Origin of the sequence: Maribellus comscasis (assembly GCF_009762775.1) — a bacterium.
In the GTDB taxonomy this organism is placed as follows: Bacteria; Bacteroidota; Bacteroidia; order Bacteroidales; family Prolixibacteraceae; genus Draconibacterium; species Draconibacterium comscasis.
In genome coordinates this window covers 6,006,105-6,027,413 of record NZ_CP046401.1, presented here as the reverse complement: position 1 = coordinate 6,027,413, position 21,309 = coordinate 6,006,105, and the positions used below count along the sequence as shown (strand labels likewise).

16 protein-coding genes are annotated in these 21,309 nt (G+C 38.2%); 3 read left to right on the top strand and 13 right to left on the bottom strand.

Features of this window, described 5'->3' with window-relative positions:
• Positions 1-45: 45 nt before the first annotated feature.
• The 5 genes from GM418_RS24410 to GM418_RS24390 form a co-directional block, all read right to left on the bottom strand.
• Positions 46-1,611 (bottom strand): alpha-N-arabinofuranosidase, encoded by a 1,566-nt coding sequence (locus GM418_RS24410; protein WP_246222770.1) that lies wholly within the window; start codon positions 1,609-1,611, stop codon positions 46-48.
• 181 nt (positions 1,612-1,792) lie between these two features.
• Positions 1,793-2,626 (bottom strand): CvfB family protein, encoded by an 834-nt coding sequence (locus GM418_RS24405; protein WP_158869809.1) that lies wholly within the window; start codon positions 2,624-2,626, stop codon positions 1,793-1,795.
• A 22-nt stretch (positions 2,627-2,648) separates the two neighbouring features.
• Complete coding sequence (locus GM418_RS24400; protein ID WP_158869808.1) at positions 2,649-3,581, bottom strand: glycoside hydrolase family 43 protein; 933 nt, start codon at positions 3,579-3,581, stop codon at positions 2,649-2,651.
• A 15-nt stretch (positions 3,582-3,596) separates the two neighbouring features.
• On the bottom strand, positions 3,597-3,941 hold the full coding sequence (locus GM418_RS24395) for a translation initiation factor (RefSeq protein ID WP_158869807.1): 345 nt from the start codon (positions 3,939-3,941) through the stop codon (positions 3,597-3,599).
• Between the two features lie 3 nt (positions 3,942-3,944).
• Positions 3,945-4,325, bottom strand: a complete 381-nt coding sequence (locus tag GM418_RS24390) for a hypothetical protein (protein WP_158869806.1) — start codon at positions 4,323-4,325, stop codon at positions 3,945-3,947.
• A gap of 287 nt (positions 4,326-4,612) precedes the next feature.
• Between GM418_RS24390 and lacZ the strand changes: the two genes are divergently transcribed.
• The 3 genes from lacZ (at position 4,613) to GM418_RS24375 (ending at position 11,348) form a co-directional block, all read left to right on the top strand.
• Positions 4,613-7,834, top strand: a complete 3,222-nt coding sequence (gene lacZ / locus GM418_RS24385; protein WP_158869805.1) for a beta-galactosidase, LacZ type — start codon at positions 4,613-4,615, stop codon at positions 7,832-7,834.
• Between the two features lie 242 nt (positions 7,835-8,076).
• Positions 8,077-8,868, top strand: coding sequence for a M48 family metallopeptidase (locus GM418_RS24380; protein WP_158869804.1), 792 nt, complete (start codon positions 8,077-8,079; stop codon positions 8,866-8,868).
• A gap of 104 nt (positions 8,869-8,972) precedes the next feature.
• Positions 8,973-11,348 carry a penicillin-binding protein 1A gene (locus GM418_RS24375; RefSeq protein ID WP_158869803.1) on the top strand — a complete coding sequence of 792 codons (2,376 nt, stop codon included), beginning with the start codon at positions 8,973-8,975 and terminating at the stop codon, positions 11,346-11,348.
• 56 nt (positions 11,349-11,404) lie between these two features.
• On the opposite strand, the gene GM418_RS24370 is transcribed toward GM418_RS24375, so the two are convergent.
• The 8 genes from GM418_RS24370 to GM418_RS24335 form a co-directional block, all read right to left on the bottom strand.
• Positions 11,405-12,070, bottom strand: a complete 666-nt coding sequence (locus tag GM418_RS24370; protein WP_158869802.1) for an outer membrane beta-barrel protein — start codon at positions 12,068-12,070, stop codon at positions 11,405-11,407.
• Between the two features lie 316 nt (positions 12,071-12,386).
• On the bottom strand, positions 12,387-12,680 hold the full coding sequence (locus GM418_RS24365) for a PG0541 family transporter-associated protein (protein WP_158869801.1): 294 nt from the start codon (positions 12,678-12,680) through the stop codon (positions 12,387-12,389).
• Between the two features lie 12 nt (positions 12,681-12,692).
• Entirely contained in the window at positions 12,693-15,809 is a 3,117-nt protein-coding gene (locus GM418_RS24360; protein WP_158869800.1) for an efflux RND transporter permease subunit, read from the bottom strand.
• Positions 15,810-15,856: 47 nt separating this feature from the next.
• Positions 15,857-16,909, bottom strand: a complete 1,053-nt coding sequence (locus GM418_RS24355; RefSeq protein ID WP_158869799.1) for an efflux RND transporter periplasmic adaptor subunit — start codon at positions 16,907-16,909, stop codon at positions 15,857-15,859.
• Between the two features lie 13 nt (positions 16,910-16,922).
• Positions 16,923-18,227: a TolC family protein gene (locus GM418_RS24350; RefSeq protein WP_158869798.1), complete on the bottom strand. Its 1,305-nt coding sequence runs from the start codon at positions 18,225-18,227 to the stop codon at positions 16,923-16,925.
• A gap of 52 nt (positions 18,228-18,279) precedes the next feature.
• Complete coding sequence (locus GM418_RS24345) at positions 18,280-18,897, bottom strand: TetR/AcrR family transcriptional regulator (protein ID WP_158869797.1); 618 nt, start codon at positions 18,895-18,897, stop codon at positions 18,280-18,282.
• Positions 18,898-18,948: 51 nt separating this feature from the next.
• Positions 18,949-19,548, bottom strand: a complete 600-nt coding sequence (locus tag GM418_RS24340) for a TetR/AcrR family transcriptional regulator (RefSeq protein WP_158869796.1) — start codon at positions 19,546-19,548, stop codon at positions 18,949-18,951.
• 183 nt (positions 19,549-19,731) lie between these two features.
• Positions 19,732-21,309 carry a RagB/SusD family nutrient uptake outer membrane protein gene (locus GM418_RS24335; RefSeq protein ID WP_158869795.1) on the bottom strand — a complete coding sequence of 526 codons (1,578 nt, stop codon included), beginning with the start codon at positions 21,307-21,309 and terminating at the stop codon, positions 19,732-19,734.

Here is a 21,309-nt window from a genome sequence, read left to right as displayed (position 1 = left end):
TTCAAAATCCGACTATTTATCTGAAATGATGCAATTAATGGTTTCTTAATTCAGTTCGACCATTACAACCGATTTAGCGGGCATTTTTACAGTTAACGAATTACCGTTTACTTTTACGTCTTTAAATTCTTTTAAAGAGACTTCTTCTTTTTTCCCAAAATCGTTGTATGAGTTTATTTTATCCCCGGTTACTATACTTCCTGTTACAAAAGATAATTTTTCTGTTCCGCGCATTTCACAAAGAACTTCCTTACTGTTGTGTGGGTCCAGGTTACTAATGGTTATATGTATTTTTCCGTCGGCAGCTTTAGATGCTGTTGTCGAGAGCGCCGGAACCGATTCTTCTTCGTAGGTATAGTTATCACAAGTTACGTCAGAAGGCAAAAGCGTTGCATCGTGATGAACTTTATACATTTTAAAGACATAATACGAAGGTGTTTTTACCATTTCCCCGTCCTGTGTTAAAATCATTGCCTGCAACACATTTACGGTTTGCGCGATATTGGCCATTTTAACCCTTCTGCAATATTTATTGAACAAATCGAGGTTTACCGATGCTACCATTGCATCGCGAAGGGTATTTTGCTGATACAAAAAGCCCGGATTGGTTCCCGGCTCAACATCATGCCAGTTCCCCCATTCGTCTACAATCAGACCGACCCTGTTTCGTGGATCGTACTTATCCATTATTGTTATATGATTCCGAAGCAACTCGTCCATAAAAAGGGTTTTATCCATGGTGGTAAAATACTCCTTTTCGTCGAACTGAGTAGCCGAACCTTTTTGTCTCCATGTGTGACAAACGGTATAATAATGAAGCGAAATTCCCTGAAAACTTCCCCCGGGATTTCCGTTTTTCATTAAAGTTTCCATCCAGTTATAATCGTCAACGTTAGGACCACATGCTACTTTGTACAAACGATTTTCACCGTAGTTCTTTGTAAAGGTTGAAAACCGGCGCATGTTATCGGCATAAAACTGGGCTGTCATATTTCCGCCACAGCCCCAGCTTTCATTTCCAACACCCCAGTATTTCACACCCCAGGGCTCTTCTCTGCCGTTTGCCTTTCTCAAATCAGTCATTGGACTTACATTACCTGAATTCAAATATTCAACCCACTGTGACATCTCTTGCGGAGTTCCGCTTCCAAGATTTCCGCATATCACAGGTTCACAATCCAACTGGCTGCAAAGCTCTAAAAACTCATGTGTCCCAAAACTGTTATCTTCGGTTACACCTCCCCAATGCGTATTAATCATGGTGGGGCGTTCATCACGCGGGCCAATTCCATCCATCCAGTGATATTCATCGGCAAAACAGCCGCCAGGCCAACGTAAATTTGGAATGCCAATTTCTTTTAATGCTTCAACTACATCATTTCTTATCCCATTTGTGTTCGGAATATTTGAATCTTCGCCCACCCAGTAACCGCCATAAATGCAGTGCCCCAGGTGCTCGGAAAAGTGACCGTAAATATCTTTACTGATGGTTTCTTTTCCCAGATCAGTATTTACAACGATTTTGTTCTGTGCTGTTGCAAAAAAAGAGACCAGTACTAGAAATCCGCCTAAAATTTTTTTGAAATACATCTTATTGGTTTTATGGTTCATTAAGTTTTATTTTTAAACGAACATAGTGAATAAAAAGATAATTTCAAAAAAAAACGTAAATATGACACTCATTATTCAAAAAAACAAAGCCTATTCGTATCGAACTATAAATCAATACGCAACACAAACACGTAAATCAAAAAAATGGAAATCGGATTATTAAGAAAAGGAGTCTTCCGAGTTAATCAAGCAGTCTGATTCCATCTGACTTAAACTCAATCATTCGCTTTTTATACAGATTTCCCAGGGCCTTTTTAAAGTTCTTTTTACTAATTCCAAGCATGGCTTGAATCATTTCGGGAGAAGATTTATCAGTAAGCGCAATAAATCCCCGGTTTTCATTTAAAACATCCAATATTTTTTGAGAAATAGAATCAATTTTCTCGTAACCGGGTTTTTCAAGAAGTAAATCAATTTTATCGTCTTCCCTGATCTTATTTATATATCCGGTAACTCTCTGTCCTGTTGAAAGGGGAATAAAAACCTGATTTTTATAAAGAATCCCCCAATGTTCGTTGTTAACAATTGCTTTGTATCCCAAATCGGTTTCTTCAACAATGGTCAATTGTACCTTTTCGCCCTGGTTATATTCCGGCGGTGTATTATCCAAAAACTTGTTAAGTTTTGCGGAGGCAGCAATTCTGTTGGTTAGTAAATCGACAAATAAGTAAACCAAATAATATTTCCCCACTTCCATTTTATTTTTTTGCTCGCTGAATGGCACGAGTAAATCTTTGGGAAGCCCCCAATCTAAAAAAGCTCCAAACCGACTTGTTGCCACTGCTTTTAAATATGCAAATTCCCCCACTTTTGCCAAGGGATTTTCTGTGGTTGCTACCAATCTGTCTTCCGAATCGGAATATACAAATACAACGGCCTCATTGTTTTCACGAATCTCTTTGGTAGCAAACTTTTGAGGCATTAATATTTCCCCCAGGTTTTCTCCGTCAAGATATAACCCATTGTCTGTTTCCCTGACAACTTTTAGCGTATTGATTTTTCCTATTTCAGCCAAGATGAATTTTATTTACCGTTTTTTACTTCAACTTATTTAAAACTTTGTTTGAAACTTTAAAAACTGTTCCATGTCTGGTACCCTCAGGAAAGTTGATCATTTCTGAAATATCTTCCCAGTTTTCCATATCGTCAGAACGAATAGCGCCCATATTATGGTCTGTATATTTATCGAAATAAACAATCCAATATTGCCCAATTTTTACGGAAGTGGGTCCTTCCGCCCAATAATCACCTGTTATTGGCTCCGATGCACGGCTGTATCCTTCTGCTAATTTCTTGCTGGTCGCAATTCTTATATTTTTTTCCGGTGGTGTTCGGGTTTCATTTTTTAGAAAAAGTACATATTTATTTTTTGCTTTAATCAATGTTCCATCTATCACATTAAACCCTTGATCATAAAGAAGCTTTGTATCGCTGAAATTCTTGAAATCCTCTGTAACAACGCAATACATTCTATGATTATACCCGGAGTCTCCTCCCGACTCTGTTTCAGGAAATCTTCCGGGAATTGTGGTTGACCAGAAAATCAAATATTGTTTTGAATCACCATCATAAAAAACTTCGGGAGCCCAACAATTTCTTGCCGTTGGTTCGTGTTCCATTACAGGAATATATTTTTGTTCTGACCAATGAACTAAATCTTCAGAGGACGCATATCCTATTCCTTTTTCGCCCCAACTTACAGTCCAAACCATATGAAACTTACCATCCGGGCCGGAAATGATACAAGGATCACGCATTAGTTTATCTATACCTACCTGAGGTGTTAAAAAGGATTGATTGTTTTTTAATGCATCCCATTTTAATCCATCGTAACTGTAGGCCAGGTGTAATCCGTCCTCGCCATTTCCCATAAAATACGAAAACATGTATACATCATTGCTTTTCTGTGCACTAGCAACATTCAAAAAAAACAGAAACGCAAAAGCAATAAATATTTCTTTTAAAGTCATCTTTATTTACTTTTTCTATCCCCCAGAACGTTTCGCTTTGTATCCTTCTTTGTGAAGTATTTCAATCACTTTTGAGCAAAAATCTCCCTGAATTAATATCTCGCCATCTTTTGCACTTCCTCCTACGCCACATTTTGTTTTCAATAATTTTCCCAAATCTTTTAAATCATCAGTGGAACCAACAAAACCGGAAATAAGTGTTACACTTTTACCTTTCCTTTTTTTTCGGTCTAATGATACTTTCAGATTTTGCTGTTGAGGTGGAAGAGTTTCCTGCTCCTCATTTTTTTCATTTTCATATTGAAAATCAGGATTTGTAGAAAACACAACTCCCAATCTTTCTTTCCAGTCGTTTGCCATAAACTATCTCCAAATTATTAACAAGCTGCCGGTTATATAAGCAACTATCCACCAACCATAGGCAATTTTTGAATATAAAAGAAGTTTTTTACCTACGAGTGCATTTATATTTTCTCTGTAATAAATCCGCCAAATAAAAATAACATCTATCAACATCACCAGAAGCGCTGAATATCCCAAAAATCCATGCAAAGTAAAACCCGGATTTTTAGCCCCCACAATCATAAAAATAGTTGCGACAATATCAAGCACCACTCCCAAAGTTAGAAACCATAAAACTCCTGGTGATACCATTTTAAACCGTTGCAAAGATATACTTCCTATTCCATACGAAAGCAGCGAAAGGGTGATTATAAACGCACCGGTAATGGAAATTGAATTCATAATTTTTATATGCAACGCAAAAATTTATTCATCAGCTCAATCACGCATCAAATATAAAAAAAATGTTTAAACTCTGTCTGGTACAAAAAACAATATTCATTTGACTATCAACTATCTAAGCTCATTCAATTTAGAATTAAACCAGATAATTAATAAAAGCGCAACATTTTCGTTTTTCCTTTAGTTATTTACTTGCCGTTCTGTCAGGCTTAAGTATCTTTAGGGGCTAAAGTCTAAACCAAGTTAAACATTGCACCAATGTGCAAAATTTCAAAAATTAAAAAATCATGAAATCAATCTTTTTGCTCTTGACGGGCATTTTTCTGGTAACTTCGTTAAACGCCCAACACGACTGGGAAAACGAGCAAATTATTGGCATTAACAAAGAAAGTGCCCATAATTACTTTGTACCATTTAAAAATTTGAAAGAAGCAACTTCTGATGTTTTGGTAGCATCGCCCTATGTGGTAGATTTAAACGGGAAATGGAAATTTAACTGGGTAAAACATCCGGATCTTCGACCGACTGACTTTTACAAGCCCGATTTTGATATTTCGTACTGGGATGAGATAGATGTTCCCTCAAACTGGCAAACCCGTGGATACGGCGTACCAATTTATACCAATATCAGGTATCCTTTTACAAAAAATCCACCCAAAGTTATGGATCCGGCGCCTGAAAATTTTACTGCTCATTCAAATCCCAATCCGGTAGGTTCCTACAGACGGACTTTTGAAATACCGGCAGAATGGGATGGCCGTGAAGTACTGATTCATTTTGCCGGTGTAAAAAGTGCTTTTTATATTTGGGTAAACGGCCGGAAGGTTGGTTACAGCCAGGGAAGTATGACTCCAGCGGAGTTCGATATCACCCAATATCTGGTTGAAGGAGAAAACATACTTGCGGTTGAAGTTTACCGCTGGAGCGACGGGAGTTATCTTGAAGACCAGGATTTCTGGCGCTTAAGTGGCATTTACCGCGACGTATTTTTATATTCTGTTCCAAAACTTCATTTGTGGGATTTTGGTTTAAAATCAACTTTTAACGACGATATGACGGAAGCAAAGGTTGATATTTCCATGAAATTCAGAAATTTTGGAAGTCGTGGTTCTGCAAGCTGCGATATTTATCTTGCCAAATTTGGTAAAATCCCGGAAGAGCAGGATAAAGTTGCAACTGTTTCAGCTCAAAATGTGTCTTCAAAAAAACTGTCGGAAATCAGTGAAAAAATTACCGTTAACAATCCAAAACTGTGGTCAGCAGAGGAACCAAATCTCTACCAGATATTTTTTGTATTAAAAGACGCTTCAGGAAAAGTAACCGAAGTACTGTCTAACCATTATGGTTTCAGAAAAATTGAAATAAAAGACCAGCAGGTTTGGGTGAATGGGAAAAGTGTCCTTTTTAAAGGTGTAAACCGGCACGAACATGATCCATTTAACGGACGATATGTGGGACTGGACATGATGATTCGGGACATTGAACTTTTTAAACAATTCAACATCAACACAGTACGAACCTGTCACTATCCTGACCACCCCGATTTTTACAAATTATGTGACATTTACGGGATTTATGTTATTGACGAGGCAAACGTTGAATCGCACGGAATGGGCTATGGAGAAGAATCTCTGGGCCACGATGTCAGGTGGCAAAAAGCACATGTTGATCGCGTTGTAAGCATGGTGGAAAGAGATAAAAATCATCCATCGATAATTATCTGGTCTTTGGGTAACGAAGCAGGACCGGGAGTAAATTTTGCTGCCTGTGCCGATGCAATAAAAGAACGTGATACTGAACGTCCGGTTCATTATGAAAGATACAACGAAGTTGCCGATATTGAATCAGTTATGTACCCAAGTGTGGAATGGCTGGATGAAACAGGGGCAAAAGACAACCCTAAGCCATTTATTATGTGCGAATATGCCCATGCCATGGGTAATGCGGTTGGAAACCTCAAAGAATACTGGGATGTTATTGAAAATCACAAACGACTAATTGGAGGCTGCATTTGGGATTGGGTTGACCAGGGTTTAGCCAAACCGGTACCCGGAAAAGAAGGAGAATACTTTTTTGCTTATGGTGGCGATTATAATGATTTCCCTAATGATGGAAACTTCTGTATCAACGGACTAACTACTCCCGACAGACAGATTACACCAAAAATGGAGGAGGTAAAAAAGGTGTATCAATATGTTGGCTTTGAACCGGTTGATCTTTTGAATGGCAAAATAAAAATTACCAACAAATATCAATTTTATAATCTCAGTGCCTTTAACCTGGCTTACCAGTTGGAATGTGACGGAAAAGTTATTCAGGCTAACGGAATGCATTCTTTTGATTTGGCGCCTGGCGATTCAAAAACTGTTACAATCCCGATTAAAAAACCTGAACCAAATCCAGGCAGCGAATATTTTCTAAAAGTATTGTTCTCAACAAAAACTGATGAGATTTGGGCCAAACAGGGACATACAGTCGCATGGGAACAGTTTAAGATGCCTTACATGGTTCCTGCAGTTGCTGCTGCGACTGAGGAATTACCCCAGGTGAAAGTGACGGAAGATGACTTTGACATCACGGTTTCAGGAAAATACTTTGATCTTGTTTTTGGAAAGGAAATAGGAACCATTACCGACTTAAGTTACTACAACCAGAAGTTATTAACGTCCGAAAAAGAAATTCATCGTTCATTCAGACGAAGAAATGAGCCGCCTGCTCCTCCAACAATAACATACAATGCGGTTGGAGGTCCAATGCTCAATATCTTCAGGGCGCCGGTTGATAACGACAGAGCTTTCTCCAGATTTTGGATGAATGAAGAACTGTGGAACCTGTCAACAGAAGTCCAAAGTATTTCTGTTGAAAATATTAACTCTTCGACAGTAGAAATTAAAGTTGAAGCGAAATCATCAGCACCAAAAGGATTTTCAGTTTTAACCAACACAACTTTTACCGTTTACGGAAATGGTTTTATTGATGTTAAATCAACTTTTACTCCGGATGAAACCGAATGGCCACTACCCAAACTGGGCTATATTATCAATCTTCCTGAAGGATTTGAAAATGTTGAATATTTTGGAGCCGGTCCGTTTGAAAACTATGTCGACCGCAAACATGCTGCTGCAATCAGCAAATACGAAACTACAGTTGACGATATGTTTGTTCCCTACGTAAGAACGCAGGATTGTGGAAACAGAAGCGATGTACGATGGGTTACTGTTACAGACCGAACAGGAAAGGGAATTATGATAAAAGCAAAAAATGTGATGGATTTCAGCGCGCTTCATTATACTCCTGTGGATTTGGACAAAGCCAATCATCCGTATGAACTAATAAAACGGAAAGAAACAATTCTTTCGATTGATGTGGCTCATAACGGACTAGGCGGAGCAAGTTGCGGCCCGCCGCCAATGGACAGATACCTGCTAAAAACTGAAAAAACAGAATTTAACTACAGCATCAGACCTTACATGCCACTTCTCGGCAATACTGCGGAGTTGGCAAAATAATTGTTCTCACTTGTAATCGGAAAAGAGCAGTGTAAAACGAAAACACTGCTCTTTTCTTTATTAACGCGGTATAAAACCAGTGACTTATTTCCACAAATTGCGGACAATCAGGGACAGTATTTTTGGGCATTTTTTGCAGGAAAAATTGAATCTCATTTAAAAAGCGTGTTTTTAAAAGGAAAAAATTCATCGAACAATTCTGGCACATTCTTCGTTTTCATAACTTCAAAAATGTATTTAAAATGAAAAAAATTGTTTATTTCGCATTTGCGGTTTTACTGACGGCATGTTCAACTGTTCCATTAACAAACAGGCAACAGTTTATTGCAATCCCATCTTCTGAAATGTTATCTCTGAGTAATGAAAACTATGATACTGTATTAAAAGAATCGACCTTGTCGAAAAATACTTCTTATAAAAATGCAGTGACCAGAGTTGGAAAACGTATTTCAACGGCAGTTGAAGAATATCTCCATCAGATTGGACGTGGAGAATTGATTAACGGATATGAATGGGAATTTAATGTTATTCAGGACGAAACGATGAATGCCTGGTGTATGCCGGGAGGAAAAATTGCTTTTTACGAAGGAATTATGCCAATTTGTAAAGACGACGCCGGAATCGCCGTAGTGATGGCGCACGAAGTTGCACATGCAGTGGCCAAACACAGTAACGAAAGACTAACTCAGCAAATGGCTCTTCAAATGGGAGGAATGGCTTTGTCGCAGGCGCTGGAAGAAAAAAGAGAAGAAACCCAGAACCTGGTTATGACTGCATTTGGTGTGGGAACGCAACTGGGTGTAATATTGCCTTACAGCAGAAGTCATGAAAGTGAAGCCGATGAATTGGGTTTATATTTTATGGCAATGGCCGGCTATAATCCAACAGAGGCACCTTTGTTTTGGGAAAGAATGAAAGCGGAGGGTCAAAGCGGAGGGCCTGAGTTTTTGTCGACACACCCCAACCCTGAAAACAGAATAAGCGATTTGGAAAAGATTATGCCAAAAGCACTTGAATACTACAAAAACAACTAATATGAGCTTACACTGAAATATCGTATCATTTCTGCAAAAGTGGCGATAGATTTATACTATTTTTATTGCCATTGAGTTATTTATTTAGTTTTGTATTATAAAACATGGCAACAAAAAAGACCAGCAATACACGTTCAACAAAAAAAACTTCTTCACGAACAAAACAAAAAGCGGGTAGAAGAAAAATACTTCCTATTGTATTAAAATCAGCGGGTGCGCTGATGTTGTTGGGAATTATTTTTTTCTTACTGGTATTTCTAGGTATACTGGGCCCTGTTCCTTCATCCTATCAGCTCAAACAGATAAGCACACCTGTTGCTTCTGAAGTTTATTCGGCCGATGGAAAAGTTCTTGGCCGGTATTATGTTGAAAACAGAAGTAATGTAAGGTTTGAGGCCATATCTCCAAACGTTATAAATGCCCTGATTGCAACTGAAGACGCCCGTTTTTACGAACATCGTGGAATTGATGAAATTGCCTTGTTGCGCGTTCTTGTAAAATCCATACTTCTTCAGGATAAAAGCGCCGGTGGGGGAAGTACGCTTAGCCAGCAAATTGCAAAAAATCTTTTCCCCCGTGAAGAACTTGGCCCGTTTTCTATGCCTGTAAACAAACTTCGTGAAGCTATCATCGCTTACCGCCTTGAGCGTATTTATTCAAAACAGGAAATTCTTGCCATGTACCTGAATACGGTCCCATTCTCCGAAAATATTTATGGAATTGAAGTGGCTGCCGAACGATTTTTCTCAAAAAAACCCGCCAATCTTGAACTTCATGAAGCAGCTGTTTTAGTCGGATTATTAAAGGCAAACAACTATTATAATCCCAGAAAATATCCTGAACATGCATTAAACAGAAGAAATCTGGTCATAGACCAAATGGCAAAGTATGAATATATCACAAATGAACAAGCCGAAAAATACAAAGCAAAACCGCTTGAAATTAAGTACAGAGTGATTTCATACAACCAGGGTCCGGCTCCATACTTTCTGGAAATGTTAAAGCCCCAGCTTCTGGAATGGTGTAAAAATAATACCAACGAAAAAGGTGAAAATTATAATTTATATACCGATGGATTAAAAATAAAAACTACAATTGACTATAATCTCCAGTACTATGCCCAGCAGTCGGTTAAAGAATACATGAAAAACCTCCAAAAGGTTTTTGATAACCACTGGAAGTCGAGAGATATTTTTAGAGAAAATCCGGAAATAATCAGAAGTGCAATAAGAAGAATTGAAAAGGAAAACGGGAACTCAAATATTGATATAGACAAAGCTCTGGCCAGCTACAACAAAGAAATTACAACCAGCCTTTTTACCTGGGATGATTTAAAAGAAATTCAAACAACAAGACTTGATTCACTAAAACATTATCTGAAGCTGTTAAACGCCGGTTTTATTGCCATTGAACCTCAAAATGGTGATTTAAAAGCCTGGGTGGGAGGTATCGATTTTCGTTTCTTTAAATATGACCATGTTAAAGCTGCCCGACAAACAGGCTCCACATTTAAACCTTTTGTATATCTGGCAGCGCTGGAAACAGGGTTGTCGCCTGATCGGTATTTTGAAAACAAGTTTACAGTTTATGAAGATTATGACAACTGGGCTCCCCGGAATTCGCACGAAGAATACCAGGGGTATTACACAATGAAAGGTGCCCTTGCCCAGTCAATAAACACCATTTCAGTTGATGTGTTGCTTGAAACAGGTGTTTCTAATGTAATCGATGTGGCTGAAAATCTCGGAATCTCCGCCGACTTGCCACAAACCCCCAGTTTGGCGCTGGGAGTAGCGTCAATTTCGTTAAAAGAAATTGTGGAAGCGTATGCAGGAATTGTAAATGACGGAAGTCCGGTTCAGGCACATTATCTTCTTGAAATTCTGGATAACAACGGAAATACACTTGAAACCTATGGTTACCCGGGTTATAAAAAATCCAGGGTGTCACCGGAAAATTGCCGTGCTGTTATCAATATGATGGAAGCTGTTGTTGAAGACGGAACCGGAAAGGGAATACGAACGGTGTACCACATTCCCGGAGATTTTGCCGGCAAAACAGGTACAACGCAAAACAATTCAGACGGTTGGTTTATAGGAATAACCCCCAACCTGGTTACAGGGTGTTGGGTTGGCGCCGATGATCCCCGGGTACATTTCAGAACAACAACCTACGGACAGGGTGCATACATGGCTTTGCCCATTGTGGGAAAATTTTTCTATAAAACGTATCGCGACCAAAAGTTTGCTTCTCTGAAATACAGTACATTTAAACAGCCGGAACCGGAACTGCTTGCAATGTTGGATGAGCCTCAATACAAGGAAATTCTTGAGGCAGATAAAAAATTCTTTGATCTGGCTAAAATTTTTGGTGGGAAAGATGATGCCGGGCTAAAAGAAAGAAAAGAAAAGAGTGTAGAAGAGAAAAAAGCGAGACCACTTTGGAACGCAATTAAAAGTATATTTAAGAAAAAGAAATAGAAAAGCTGTTAAAAATAACAGCTTTATCCTTTCTTTTAAAAATGGCTTACGATGAGCTAAAATGTGTATTCTATTCCAAAATTTAAAAACGACTTGCTATACTTTTTATCATTATCCGATACAAATTCTTTGAAATAATAATTATACCCCGGTGTTAAAGTAAACCCTAAATATTTGTTCAATTTATATTTTACTATAACGGAAAAATTTGCTCCTGTATTTGCATCAGGGTACTGGTCGGTAATAACGGTATATTTGTTCAAAGTATTGGTTCCGTCTGTTTTATAAGTTCTGCTTTGATCTCCAACAATAAATTCACTTATGAAACCGGGAGAGGCAAAAAGCTGGAATTTATTTCCGTTGAGCAACAGAAAATCAAAATTTAAATTCAGATTTAAAGCATTCAGTTTTGTATCTGTTTTGTCAAACCCCGAATAAGTATCAGACCAGTTAAACTGGTATTTCATCTCTGAGTAGCGAAATTCCAGACGGGGCCGGAATCTTTCCGTTACAAAAACAGAAAAATATGTTCCCGCCGAAAAATGAAGATCTCCTTCTGAATATAAAAAATCGTATTTATCCGGAGTTAATCGATACCCGTTAGACATTTGTCCTATCCCCGCATTAAATCCAAAATACACTTTCGACTTTTCGCTTTCCTGACCAAAATTTAACAAACTGATAAGCATAAAAATAACAAAAACACTAATAGTTTTATTCATGACATTTAATTGCATTATATATTTCGAAACCGAAAGTAGAGATTTGAAGGGGAAGAAATAATTATATTAGACGAATCGAAATCTTTTATAGATACAGAGTTCAATTTAACTGAAATTAATAGACCATAAAAACAAAATTCCGGAGCAAAAAGCCCCGGAACTCAGTTTTTTCAAATGTTTCACGAATATTATAAATCGAAATATTGTAGTATGTGCATTCTGTAATTAGAAAATATAGACATTTACGCTCTGAAGAAACAAGCTTAAAAACGAGTTTCACACAGTTTACCGTAAATAATCGACAATTTTACAATCACTAAATTGTTTTTAAAACCTCCCACACAAAAGCCCTCACACCCACTTCAAGATTAATATCATCCATCTTTTTTATTTTTTCGAGAAGAATATCTACTTTTTCATCGGGAACAATGGTAAGAATAGCAGAATTTAATTCGGGCCAGGTGTGAGTTCCCATTCGTGGTTCGCCGGTTTCACTGCCACGCCCCATTACATCACTCCACCATGTATATCCTCTTATTTCCAATTTATCCAACATATATTCTACTCTTTCGGTATTTGCCTGGTTAAAGACAATAAATACAGCTTTCATTTTTTTAAAAATTTACTTGTCCATAAATACAAAGTGTTTCCTAATCTTCTCTTTCTTTTTGCGTTCGCCTTTACTTGCCAACACGGCGTACATGGTTGGAACAATAATCATTGTTACCAGTGTGGATACAATCAACCCTCCGATAACAGTAATCCCCATCGGGCGCCAAATCTCAGCGCCTTCTCCCGTGCTCATAGCCAAAGGCAACATACCAAGAATCGTTGTCATGGCAGTCATCAAAACAGGGCGCAACCTCGACTTACCTGACATAGCAATGGCTTCATACAATTCGTAGCCACGGTCACGCATCAGGTTTATATAGTCAACCAACACAATACCGTTTTTAACTACAATACCAATAAGCAGGACAGCTCCCAACGCCGCCACCACACTTAATGTTGTATGTGTTATAAGAAGAGCATAAATTACACCGGTAAAAGCAAAAGGAATAGAGAACATAATGATAAAAGGCATTCTCAAAGACTCAAACTGAGAGGCCATTACAATATAAACCAAAATTAAACTTAAAACCATCAACATGACCAAATCCGTAAACGACTCCTGCTGGTCTTCATAGGCACCGCCAACTGTTGTTAATATTTCCTGAGGCTGTTGTACTTCGGCCAACTCCGCTTTTATATTGGCTGCAAGCACACCCAGCGGGACTTTGTCAGGGAGAGCAGAGATGGTAACTACTCTTTCTCTTCTTTTATGATCAATACTCGGTGGCGACCAGTACTCTTCTACTTTACCCACCTCTTTTAACTTTATTTTCTGGCCGGCAGGAGTCATCAAAGTCAGCTCTTCAATATCTGAAATAGAATTTCTGTAATCTTCTTTTAGCCTAATTTTAATATCGTACTCCTCCCCTTCTTCTTTAAAATAAGATGGAGTTAAACCATTAACCCTGTTCCGAACAAATGTTGAAACCTGTGCTGTAGAAAGTCCGTGTTCTGCAAGTTTATCTTTATCCAGAACGACCTGGAGTTCGGGCTTATCGTTTTTCCGGCTAATGATAACCTCTTTTGCTCCTTCTGTTCCGCGCAAACGTTCCAGCACTTTTTCAGCGTAAGCGTTTGTCACATCAAAATTGTACCCGTAAATTTCAACATCTACAGTATTGGAGCCCCCCAACATTTGAGTTGAGGTAGAGATAGAAGCAGTTACAATTTCGGGGAACAGAGCCATTTGTTCTCTAAAATCATCGGCAATTTCAAAAACCGACCTTTCCCGCTCTTCAATATCTTTTAAAGCCAGTGTTAAGTTTATGATGTTTGAACCGGTAGTACTAAACATGGAAAGAAAACCTCCTTCATCGTCGGAACCGGAAGAAGAAGAAATAAGCGTAACCTCAGGATACCTTTCATTAATTAGCTGTTCCAGCTTTCTGGTTACCTGTGTTGTTTCTTCCACTCTTAAACCCGATTGCAACTCAATCGCTGCCGACATTCGGCTTTCATCCGATTCCGGCATAAAATCGGTTCCGATAAATCGGGCAAGAAAGAGGGAAGATACAAAAATCGCCAGTGTAAAAATAATAACAACAGTTTTGAACTTCAGTAATTTTCTCAAACTAAGTTCATAAAAACTGTCGAGCTTATCCATCCACTTCTCAATGGTATTTTCGTAACTTAATTTTCTCCTTTTCTTTTTTGCACTTAACCTTAAAAACTTTGATGCGAGCATCGGAGTAAGCGAAATTGCTGCAATCGTTGAAGTTACAACAGTGATAGTCACAATCCAGCCCAACTGGTTAAACAGTACACCTGTCATTCCGGTAACCAACGTCAGTGGAAAAAACACGGCAACAACAACAAGTGTAGTAACAATTACCGAAAGCCAAACTTCATTTGTTGCGTAAATGGCCGACTCGCGCGGACTACTGCCACGTTCAACATGCCTGGTAATGTTCTCAAGTACCACAATCGCATCGTCAACCACCATACCAATCGCAATGGAAAGTGAGGTTAATGAAATTACATTTAGCGAACTTCCTGTGAGATAGAGATACACAAAAGCCACAATCAACGATATTGGAATCGTTAAAACAATAATAAATGTTGCCCGCCAGCGTCCGAGGAAAAACAAAACCACGAAAATTACAAATATCATCGCCCACATCAAGGTTTGCGAAAGATTGCTTATAGAACCTTTAATAAATTTTGAAGAATCAAAGATTTCCTCAATTTTTACATCGGGTGGTAAAGTAGTTGTTAACTCTTCCAGATTTGCTTTTATATCGCGCGCAACCTTTACAGTATTCGCTCCCGACTGTTTCATTACAAACATCCGGACTCCGCTTTCACCGTTTATTTTTTCTTCGAGTGTTACATCTTTCAACGTGTCGCGCACTGTTGCAACATCGTGCACATAAACAGTTCGCCCGTCATAGTTGGCTACAACCAGATTTTTTAAACGCTCACTTTCGTTAAATTCTCCCTGAACGCGAATCTGATAATCCATTTTTCCCATTTTCACATTTCCCAATGGAAGGTTCATATTTTCTGCAGAAATAACACTTCCAAGTTGTTCGATGGTCAAATTGTAAGCATCCAGTCGTTGCGGGTCAACATCAACATAAATCATTCGTTTGGGTGTTCCAACCATTGAAACCGAGCCGACACCGTTTACACGATTTAAAGGATTTATAATTTTCTCATCGATCAGTTTCTCAAGACCAGGATAACTTTCCTCTGCGGTAATTGCATAAAAAAGTATAGGCATCATACTGGTATTGAATTTAAAAATAGTTGGGCGGTCACATCCTTCGGGTAAGTTGTCAAATACCCGGTCAATCACATCTCTGATGTCGTTTGTAGCTTCATCAAGATTTGATTCCCATTCAAATTCAAGTGAGATAACAGATAAATTATCAGATGAAACCGAGGTTATTTCTTTTAATTTATCAACCGAATTTAAAGCATCCTCCAAAACCTTGGTTATATTGGCTTCGATATCTGATGCATTTGCTCCCGGATAGGAAGTCATTACCGAAATATAAGGCGGTTCCATATCCGGATACAAATCAATTGGTATGTTTATGAGAGAAAATATGCCCATTACAACAACAGCCACAAAAATCATCAATGTGGTTATGGGCTTATTTACTGCACTTTTATATATACTCATAATTTGATTCTTTTTTTAATAATTATCGTTGATTGGGTTAACAAAAATTAATTAACCACTTCTATCTCAACCCCGTCAAGAAGTCGGGCCTGCCCGTTTACAATTACTTTATCACCAACTTTTAATTCATTGGAAATAACTTCAACCTTATCATCAAATCGTTTCCCCAACTCAACTTCAATACGTTTCGCTTTTCCGTTCTCATTAACAAAGAGGTAACGAACATTGGATCCCTGCATTTTTAATACAGCAACAGCCGGCAAAACAAGTGCATTTGTCTCTTCCAAATCAATTGAAATCCGGCTAAACATCCCCGGTCGAAGTAAATTTTTAGAGTTATCAATACTTACTTCAACATCAAAAGATCGGCTTTGCGGATTAATGGTGGGATAAATACGGTAGATTTTTCCACTGAATTCCATATCCGGGTAGACATCAACTCTAATTTTTGCCTCCATGCCTTTTTTTACATTTGGAAAATATTTTTCCGAAATACTTACAATTGCTTTCAATTTGTCTATCTGAATCAAAGAAACGATTGCCGCCTTTCCAACGCTTGCAATCGGAGACCCAGAATACATTTCGCCATTTTCAAAATATTTGCCTGAAATAACTCCGGAGAAAGGCGCTGTAATGGTTGTATTATCGGCCAAATGTTTCACATTTTTTTGAGCAACTTCGTATTGTGCTTCCATCTGATCGTACTGTTGCTGGGCAATGCTTCCTACTTTACGCAGTGTATCCAATCGCGAAAAATCGGTTTGTAAATTATTCATTTGAATTTTTGATTGAAGTAACTGAGTATCATCCATCTTAATCAAAACCTGATCTTTACTCACCTTATCTCCTATTTCAACCGGAATTGATTCTATTTTCCCGGGCGAAGCTGGTGCCAAATGCACTTCTTCAAAAGGTTCAAATGTTGAGCTGTATTCAATTGAACGGGAAATTTCTTCTTCAGTAAGTATCGTTTCCCGCACAACTTCCTTTTTGGCTTTTTGAACCCCTTCCGAAGTATTTTCTGCAGGCTTTTCTGTGCAGGAGAATAAAACTGCCGGCAACGCAAAAAGCATAGTTGTATAAATGTTTAATCGTCTCATTATTATAGTTTTTTTAATTGTTTACTATTCCCGTTAGCGTATTTAACTCGTTTTGAGCTCTTAAAACTTCCAGCATCGAAGTCAGGTAATCCGACTCCGCATTCAGGTAATTATTATCTGCGGTTGTGAGTTCAAGACTGGAGATAACACCCTGCTCATATTTGGTTTTTAAGCTTTTATAAACTTCACGCGAAACCTCTACATTCTTTTTTTGCGTTTCAAAACTTTCTATTGCGCTCAAAAGATTAAATTTCAGCTGTTTGTACTGAATTGACAATTGGTCTTCAAGCATCGCTTTGTTGTTTTTGGCCGTTTCAAGATCAATTTTTGCCTGCCGCACTTTCGCCCTTCTCTCTCCGCTTGAAAAAACAGGGATATTCATTTGTAGACCAACCATGTGTGCCGGCGACATATCAAATGCGGGTTTCAGAATTTTGTAGGTGTAATTGTAATAGCCGGAAACAGTTGGCAAATAAGCAGCTTTTTGCAAATCAACCTGTTTTTCCGACATATCCTCCTGTACATTCATCAATTGATAATCGATGTTTTGAACAATATCAAAAGAGCCTTCCACTGCCGGATTCAAATTGGTATCTCCCATAATATCTCCCAGCTTTTCTGTGAGTTCCAGTTCTGTATCTGCAGAAACTCCCAATTGCAGACGCAACATGTTTTGCGTCATTTCGTATTGACGTTCAGCTGATTTTAAAGCGTTGCTTAACGAGTTCACCTGAACAGACAACTGGTCGAGCTCGACTTTTTCCATCATTCCTACCGAGACCATGGGTTCAGTTTTTTTGTAGATCTCCCGGAGATTTTCCATATTGGCTTCCAGGATTTTTAAGGACTCCCCGGAAACCAGCACCAAATAATAACTCTCAATCACCTGGCTAACGATATCCTGTTCTGTTTTTTCCAGGTTTTTTTCTGTCATTTTCTGGTATAATTTTGCTGTTTGAATACCCACAATGTAACTTCCGTTAAAAATCAACTGACCTACCTGCAAATTAAAGTTGCTGGTTGGTTTAATCGGGATTTTTGATGCGGGTGCATTTTCGTCAAACTGAATGCTAATTTCCGCCCCAAGCGAGTTTGAATAGTCGGTTGTTGCATTAACCTGTGGTAATCCGGAGGCGATGGCTTCCCGCAGCTGTTCCTGCGATTGCACAACAGAAAGCCCCGAATTTTTAACCGTTTTGTTAAAATTCAAAGCATACTCTTTGGCCGCTTCAATATCAAGCGTTAACTTCTCCTGGGCATAAACCCCATGGAAAAGCAAGAGCCCGAGAATGAAGAAAGTAATCTGTTTTCGTTTCATATAAACTAATTTTAATTGTTTGTCAACTTTTGGATAACTATTTTTTGGTTTTCTATTTCAGATGGAGAAGTGTTTCGTAATTCTGTTCCAAAATTTCATGTCCTTTCATTGTGGTAATCCCCCGAATGTCATTTAAAATCATTTTATACATTTTCTGAACAGAGGGAGAACCAACATAATCGAAATCGGACTCAGAATTAAGAATGGAAATCTTTAACATTTGATTAAAAAAAGCGCATCGGATATCGGTGTCCTCTATAATCATCCCTTCTTTAATTCCCTTTTTAAGGCAATTTTCAAACGTTTTAAAAAGCTTGTTATCCCGAAACTCAATTATTTTACGGTACTCTGAATTGTGGTACTTCTTCAGATCGTGTACATAAGACGGATTTGTTTTACCCACCATCTTCAAGGTGTATAACGCTATCGTGCAGAGACTTTTGAATACATCATCCTCTTGTTCAATTTTTGACAATATATCGTCAAAAAAATTGAACAAATTGGTCTCAACTACCTTTTGAATTAGTGCATTTTTATTCTCGATGTGCTCATATAATGTTTTCTTTGAAATTCCGAGTACAAAAGCGACATCGTCTACACTGACACTTTTTATCCCATATTTTATATATAGCTCTGAAGACTTTTCAATTATTTTATTTTCATCTATCATAAACCCAAAAAACTTTAAAGATGTTCTTAGTTTTTTATATTGTAAAAAATTTTATTCCAGAGTTTTATCTATAATCTGAATGCCGGTTGAAGTAGAAATACCACGTGTAAAATTGATAATCATATTTTGAAAAATTTCAGCGTGGTCGTATTTATCCCGGGGAAAAATTGTTTCATCAATCAAAATACTCATTTGCTCATGAAACAATTTAGCAATGATCTCAATATTTAAATCATTTCGAAAAAGCCCTTCTTTTATTCCCTTCTCTAAAAAGCGGGCAGACAAATTTAGCCTTTTTGCTTTCGTCTCTGTATCAACTCTTTTCCATAGCCGGGGATACAATTTCTCCAGATCCTTAAAAAATACCGGGTTAATTGCGTTCATTGCTTTTGTCCCTTCCCGCATAAAAACAAAAATTGCTTCAATAACGTTGGCCGATTCGTTAACCACACGAGCCACTTTTTTATCTTCTCTTATGGTTAAATCATTGATGCATGTTTCAACGAGTGTTCCTTTATCTTTAAATGTTTCATACACCGTTCTTTTTGACATTCCCAGTGAAACAGCAATATCATCCATCGTTACATTTCTTATTCCATACTGGAAGAATTGTTTTGTAGCCTCCTCAATTATTCTTTCACGTACTTCCATTGTCAAAATTTGGACAAATATAGTAGAAAACTAAATAAACCTTCAGAGTTTTCTTGTTTTTATATTCAATATTAAATGTGAGTAAAAATTTCCCAAAATCCAGCATTTTTTCACGCTGTAATAAAATAAAAAAGCACCGCCCAAGTTAGTGGCGATGCTTTCTGATAATAGTTTTCCAACTACCTAATATCCATCATTTTGACCTAAATTCGGATTTCTTTGTCTTTCGTTCTCAGAGATTGGGAAAAGCAAATGTTTTTCTTCGAATGTCTTTCCCCAAATTGTTGTATGTCCAACCACATCAACAAAAGTTACTTCACCTTTTTCATTTTCATTGGTAACCGGATACTGGCGGGTACGTTGCACATCTGCCCAGATTTTGTATTCAAGCGCCAGCTCACGCAATCTTTCTTTCCACACTGCTTTGATAAAAGCATCAAACGACAGGCCGGAGAGTTTGGCAACAATTTCACTGCGATCTGTTTGCCAGTAAGCACGTGCCTGCACATCGGCCAGGTAACCAATCGCTTCGTCAGTTACACCTTCAGTTTGAGCGATAGCTTCTGCTGCAATCAGCAATACTTCTGCGTAACGATAAACCACAATATCTTTTGGGTTTTTCCCGGTTTCGAAAAGTGCTTCATCGTTATGCCACAAATAAGGCGCAGTTTCAAAGGTTTTAGTTACTTCAACGCCGCCATCCACATAAGTTAAACTATTGTGAAAATACTGTTTGTTTTGAACCCGTAAATCGTTTTCATCGTCATAAATCCACAAAAATTCTTCTGTCGGACGGTATGCATTGTTGGTAATTGAATAAGCAAAAATCCCCCATGAAGTTGCGCTGTTTGGATAACAAATCGCCGGTTGCCAATAATTATCGTCGATACTTGCATCGTACTCGATTGAATATACGTATTCGTTTTCATTGTCTGAAACCCGCATCACGTTGTAAGCGCTTTCACTTTCAGTAGCACCATTCTGAATAAGAGCATAGTTTCCACTGCTGATAATTGACCTCGCCATTGCTGCAGCTTCAGCATAACGTGCTTCCTGTAAAGGATAACCACTCATATTTAAATAAACATCAGCTAACAGTGCAGCAGCTGTGCTTCTCGAAATACGGTAGCCATTCTCGGTCATAGGGACATCAGCAAGACCTCCTTCTTCAACTGCATATTTTAAATCTTCAACGATTTGTGCATAAACCTGTGCAGTTGGTGTACGTTCAACGTACAAATTATCGAGTGATGAATAGGCATCCAGAATCAAAGGAACATCACCAAACGTTTTAACTAAATAATAGTAGTTAAAAGCTCTGAAAAAACGTGCCTGCGCAGTCAAAAGTTTTATTTCAGACTCCTCTAAATCCGGAGTTTCCGGAATATTATTAATCGCAAGGTTTGCTCTGGAAATAGCCAGGTAACACGCGTCCCATGCGCCATCAAAATAACTTCCCAGATTGGTACCGTTTAAAGTAAGGTTCTGGCTGTGTTGTACGTGAACTTCCTGTCCTTTATATTCATTGTCAAACAAACCTGAAATATAGCCTCCCAACATGGCGCGGCTTCCCCCATAGACACCTGAACCATAAAAAGTAGGAGCTCCGGTTCTGTAAAGTATATTTACCGCGTTGTATGCATGTGTAGGATAGCTAAAAAACTGATCCACACTCATTTCGCTTCGCGGCTCTTCTGCAAGAAATTTATCGCATGAGGTTAACACCCCAAGTATCATTGCTATTGCTAATATTTTTTTCAT

What these genes read in the sequence shown, in the direction of transcription:
- GM418_RS24400 (WP_158869808.1), bottom strand. Translation starts at nt 3,581, where the DNA reads ATGACTTTAAAAGAAATATTTATTGCTTTTGCGTTTCTGTTTTTTTTG.
- GM418_RS24360 (WP_158869800.1), bottom strand. Translation starts at nt 15,809, where the DNA reads ATGAGTATATATAAAAGTGCAGTAAATAAGCCCATAACCACATTGATG.
- GM418_RS24395 (WP_158869807.1), bottom strand. Translation starts at nt 3,941, where the DNA reads ATGGCAAACGACTGGAAAGAAAGATTGGGAGTTGTGTTTTCTACAAAT.
- GM418_RS24375 (WP_158869803.1), top strand. Translation starts at nt 8,973, where the DNA reads ATGGCAACAAAAAAGACCAGCAATACACGTTCAACAAAAAAAACTTCT.
- GM418_RS24410 (WP_246222770.1), bottom strand. Translation starts at nt 1,611, where the DNA reads ATGAACCATAAAACCAATAAGATGTATTTCAAAAAAATTTTAGGCGGA.
- GM418_RS24365 (WP_158869801.1), bottom strand. Translation starts at nt 12,680, where the DNA reads ATGAAAGCTGTATTTATTGTCTTTAACCAGGCAAATACCGAAAGAGTA.
- GM418_RS24335 (WP_158869795.1), bottom strand. Translation starts at nt 21,309, where the DNA reads ATGAAAAAAATATTAGCAATAGCAATGATACTTGGGGTGTTAACCTCA.
- GM418_RS24340 (WP_158869796.1), bottom strand. Translation starts at nt 19,548, where the DNA reads ATGGAAGTACGTGAAAGAATAATTGAGGAGGCTACAAAACAATTCTTC.
- GM418_RS24345 (WP_158869797.1), bottom strand. Translation starts at nt 18,897, where the DNA reads ATGATAGATGAAAATAAAATAATTGAAAAGTCTTCAGAGCTATATATA.
- GM418_RS24390 (WP_158869806.1), bottom strand. Translation starts at nt 4,325, where the DNA reads ATGAATTCAATTTCCATTACCGGTGCGTTTATAATCACCCTTTCGCTG.
- GM418_RS24380 (WP_158869804.1), top strand. Translation starts at nt 8,077, where the DNA reads ATGAAAAAAATTGTTTATTTCGCATTTGCGGTTTTACTGACGGCATGT.
- GM418_RS24370 (WP_158869802.1), bottom strand. Translation starts at nt 12,070, where the DNA reads ATGAATAAAACTATTAGTGTTTTTGTTATTTTTATGCTTATCAGTTTG.
- GM418_RS24355 (WP_158869799.1), bottom strand. Translation starts at nt 16,909, where the DNA reads ATGAGACGATTAAACATTTATACAACTATGCTTTTTGCGTTGCCGGCA.
- GM418_RS24350 (WP_158869798.1), bottom strand. Translation starts at nt 18,227, where the DNA reads ATGAAACGAAAACAGATTACTTTCTTCATTCTCGGGCTCTTGCTTTTC.
- lacZ (WP_158869805.1), top strand. Translation starts at nt 4,613, where the DNA reads ATGAAATCAATCTTTTTGCTCTTGACGGGCATTTTTCTGGTAACTTCG.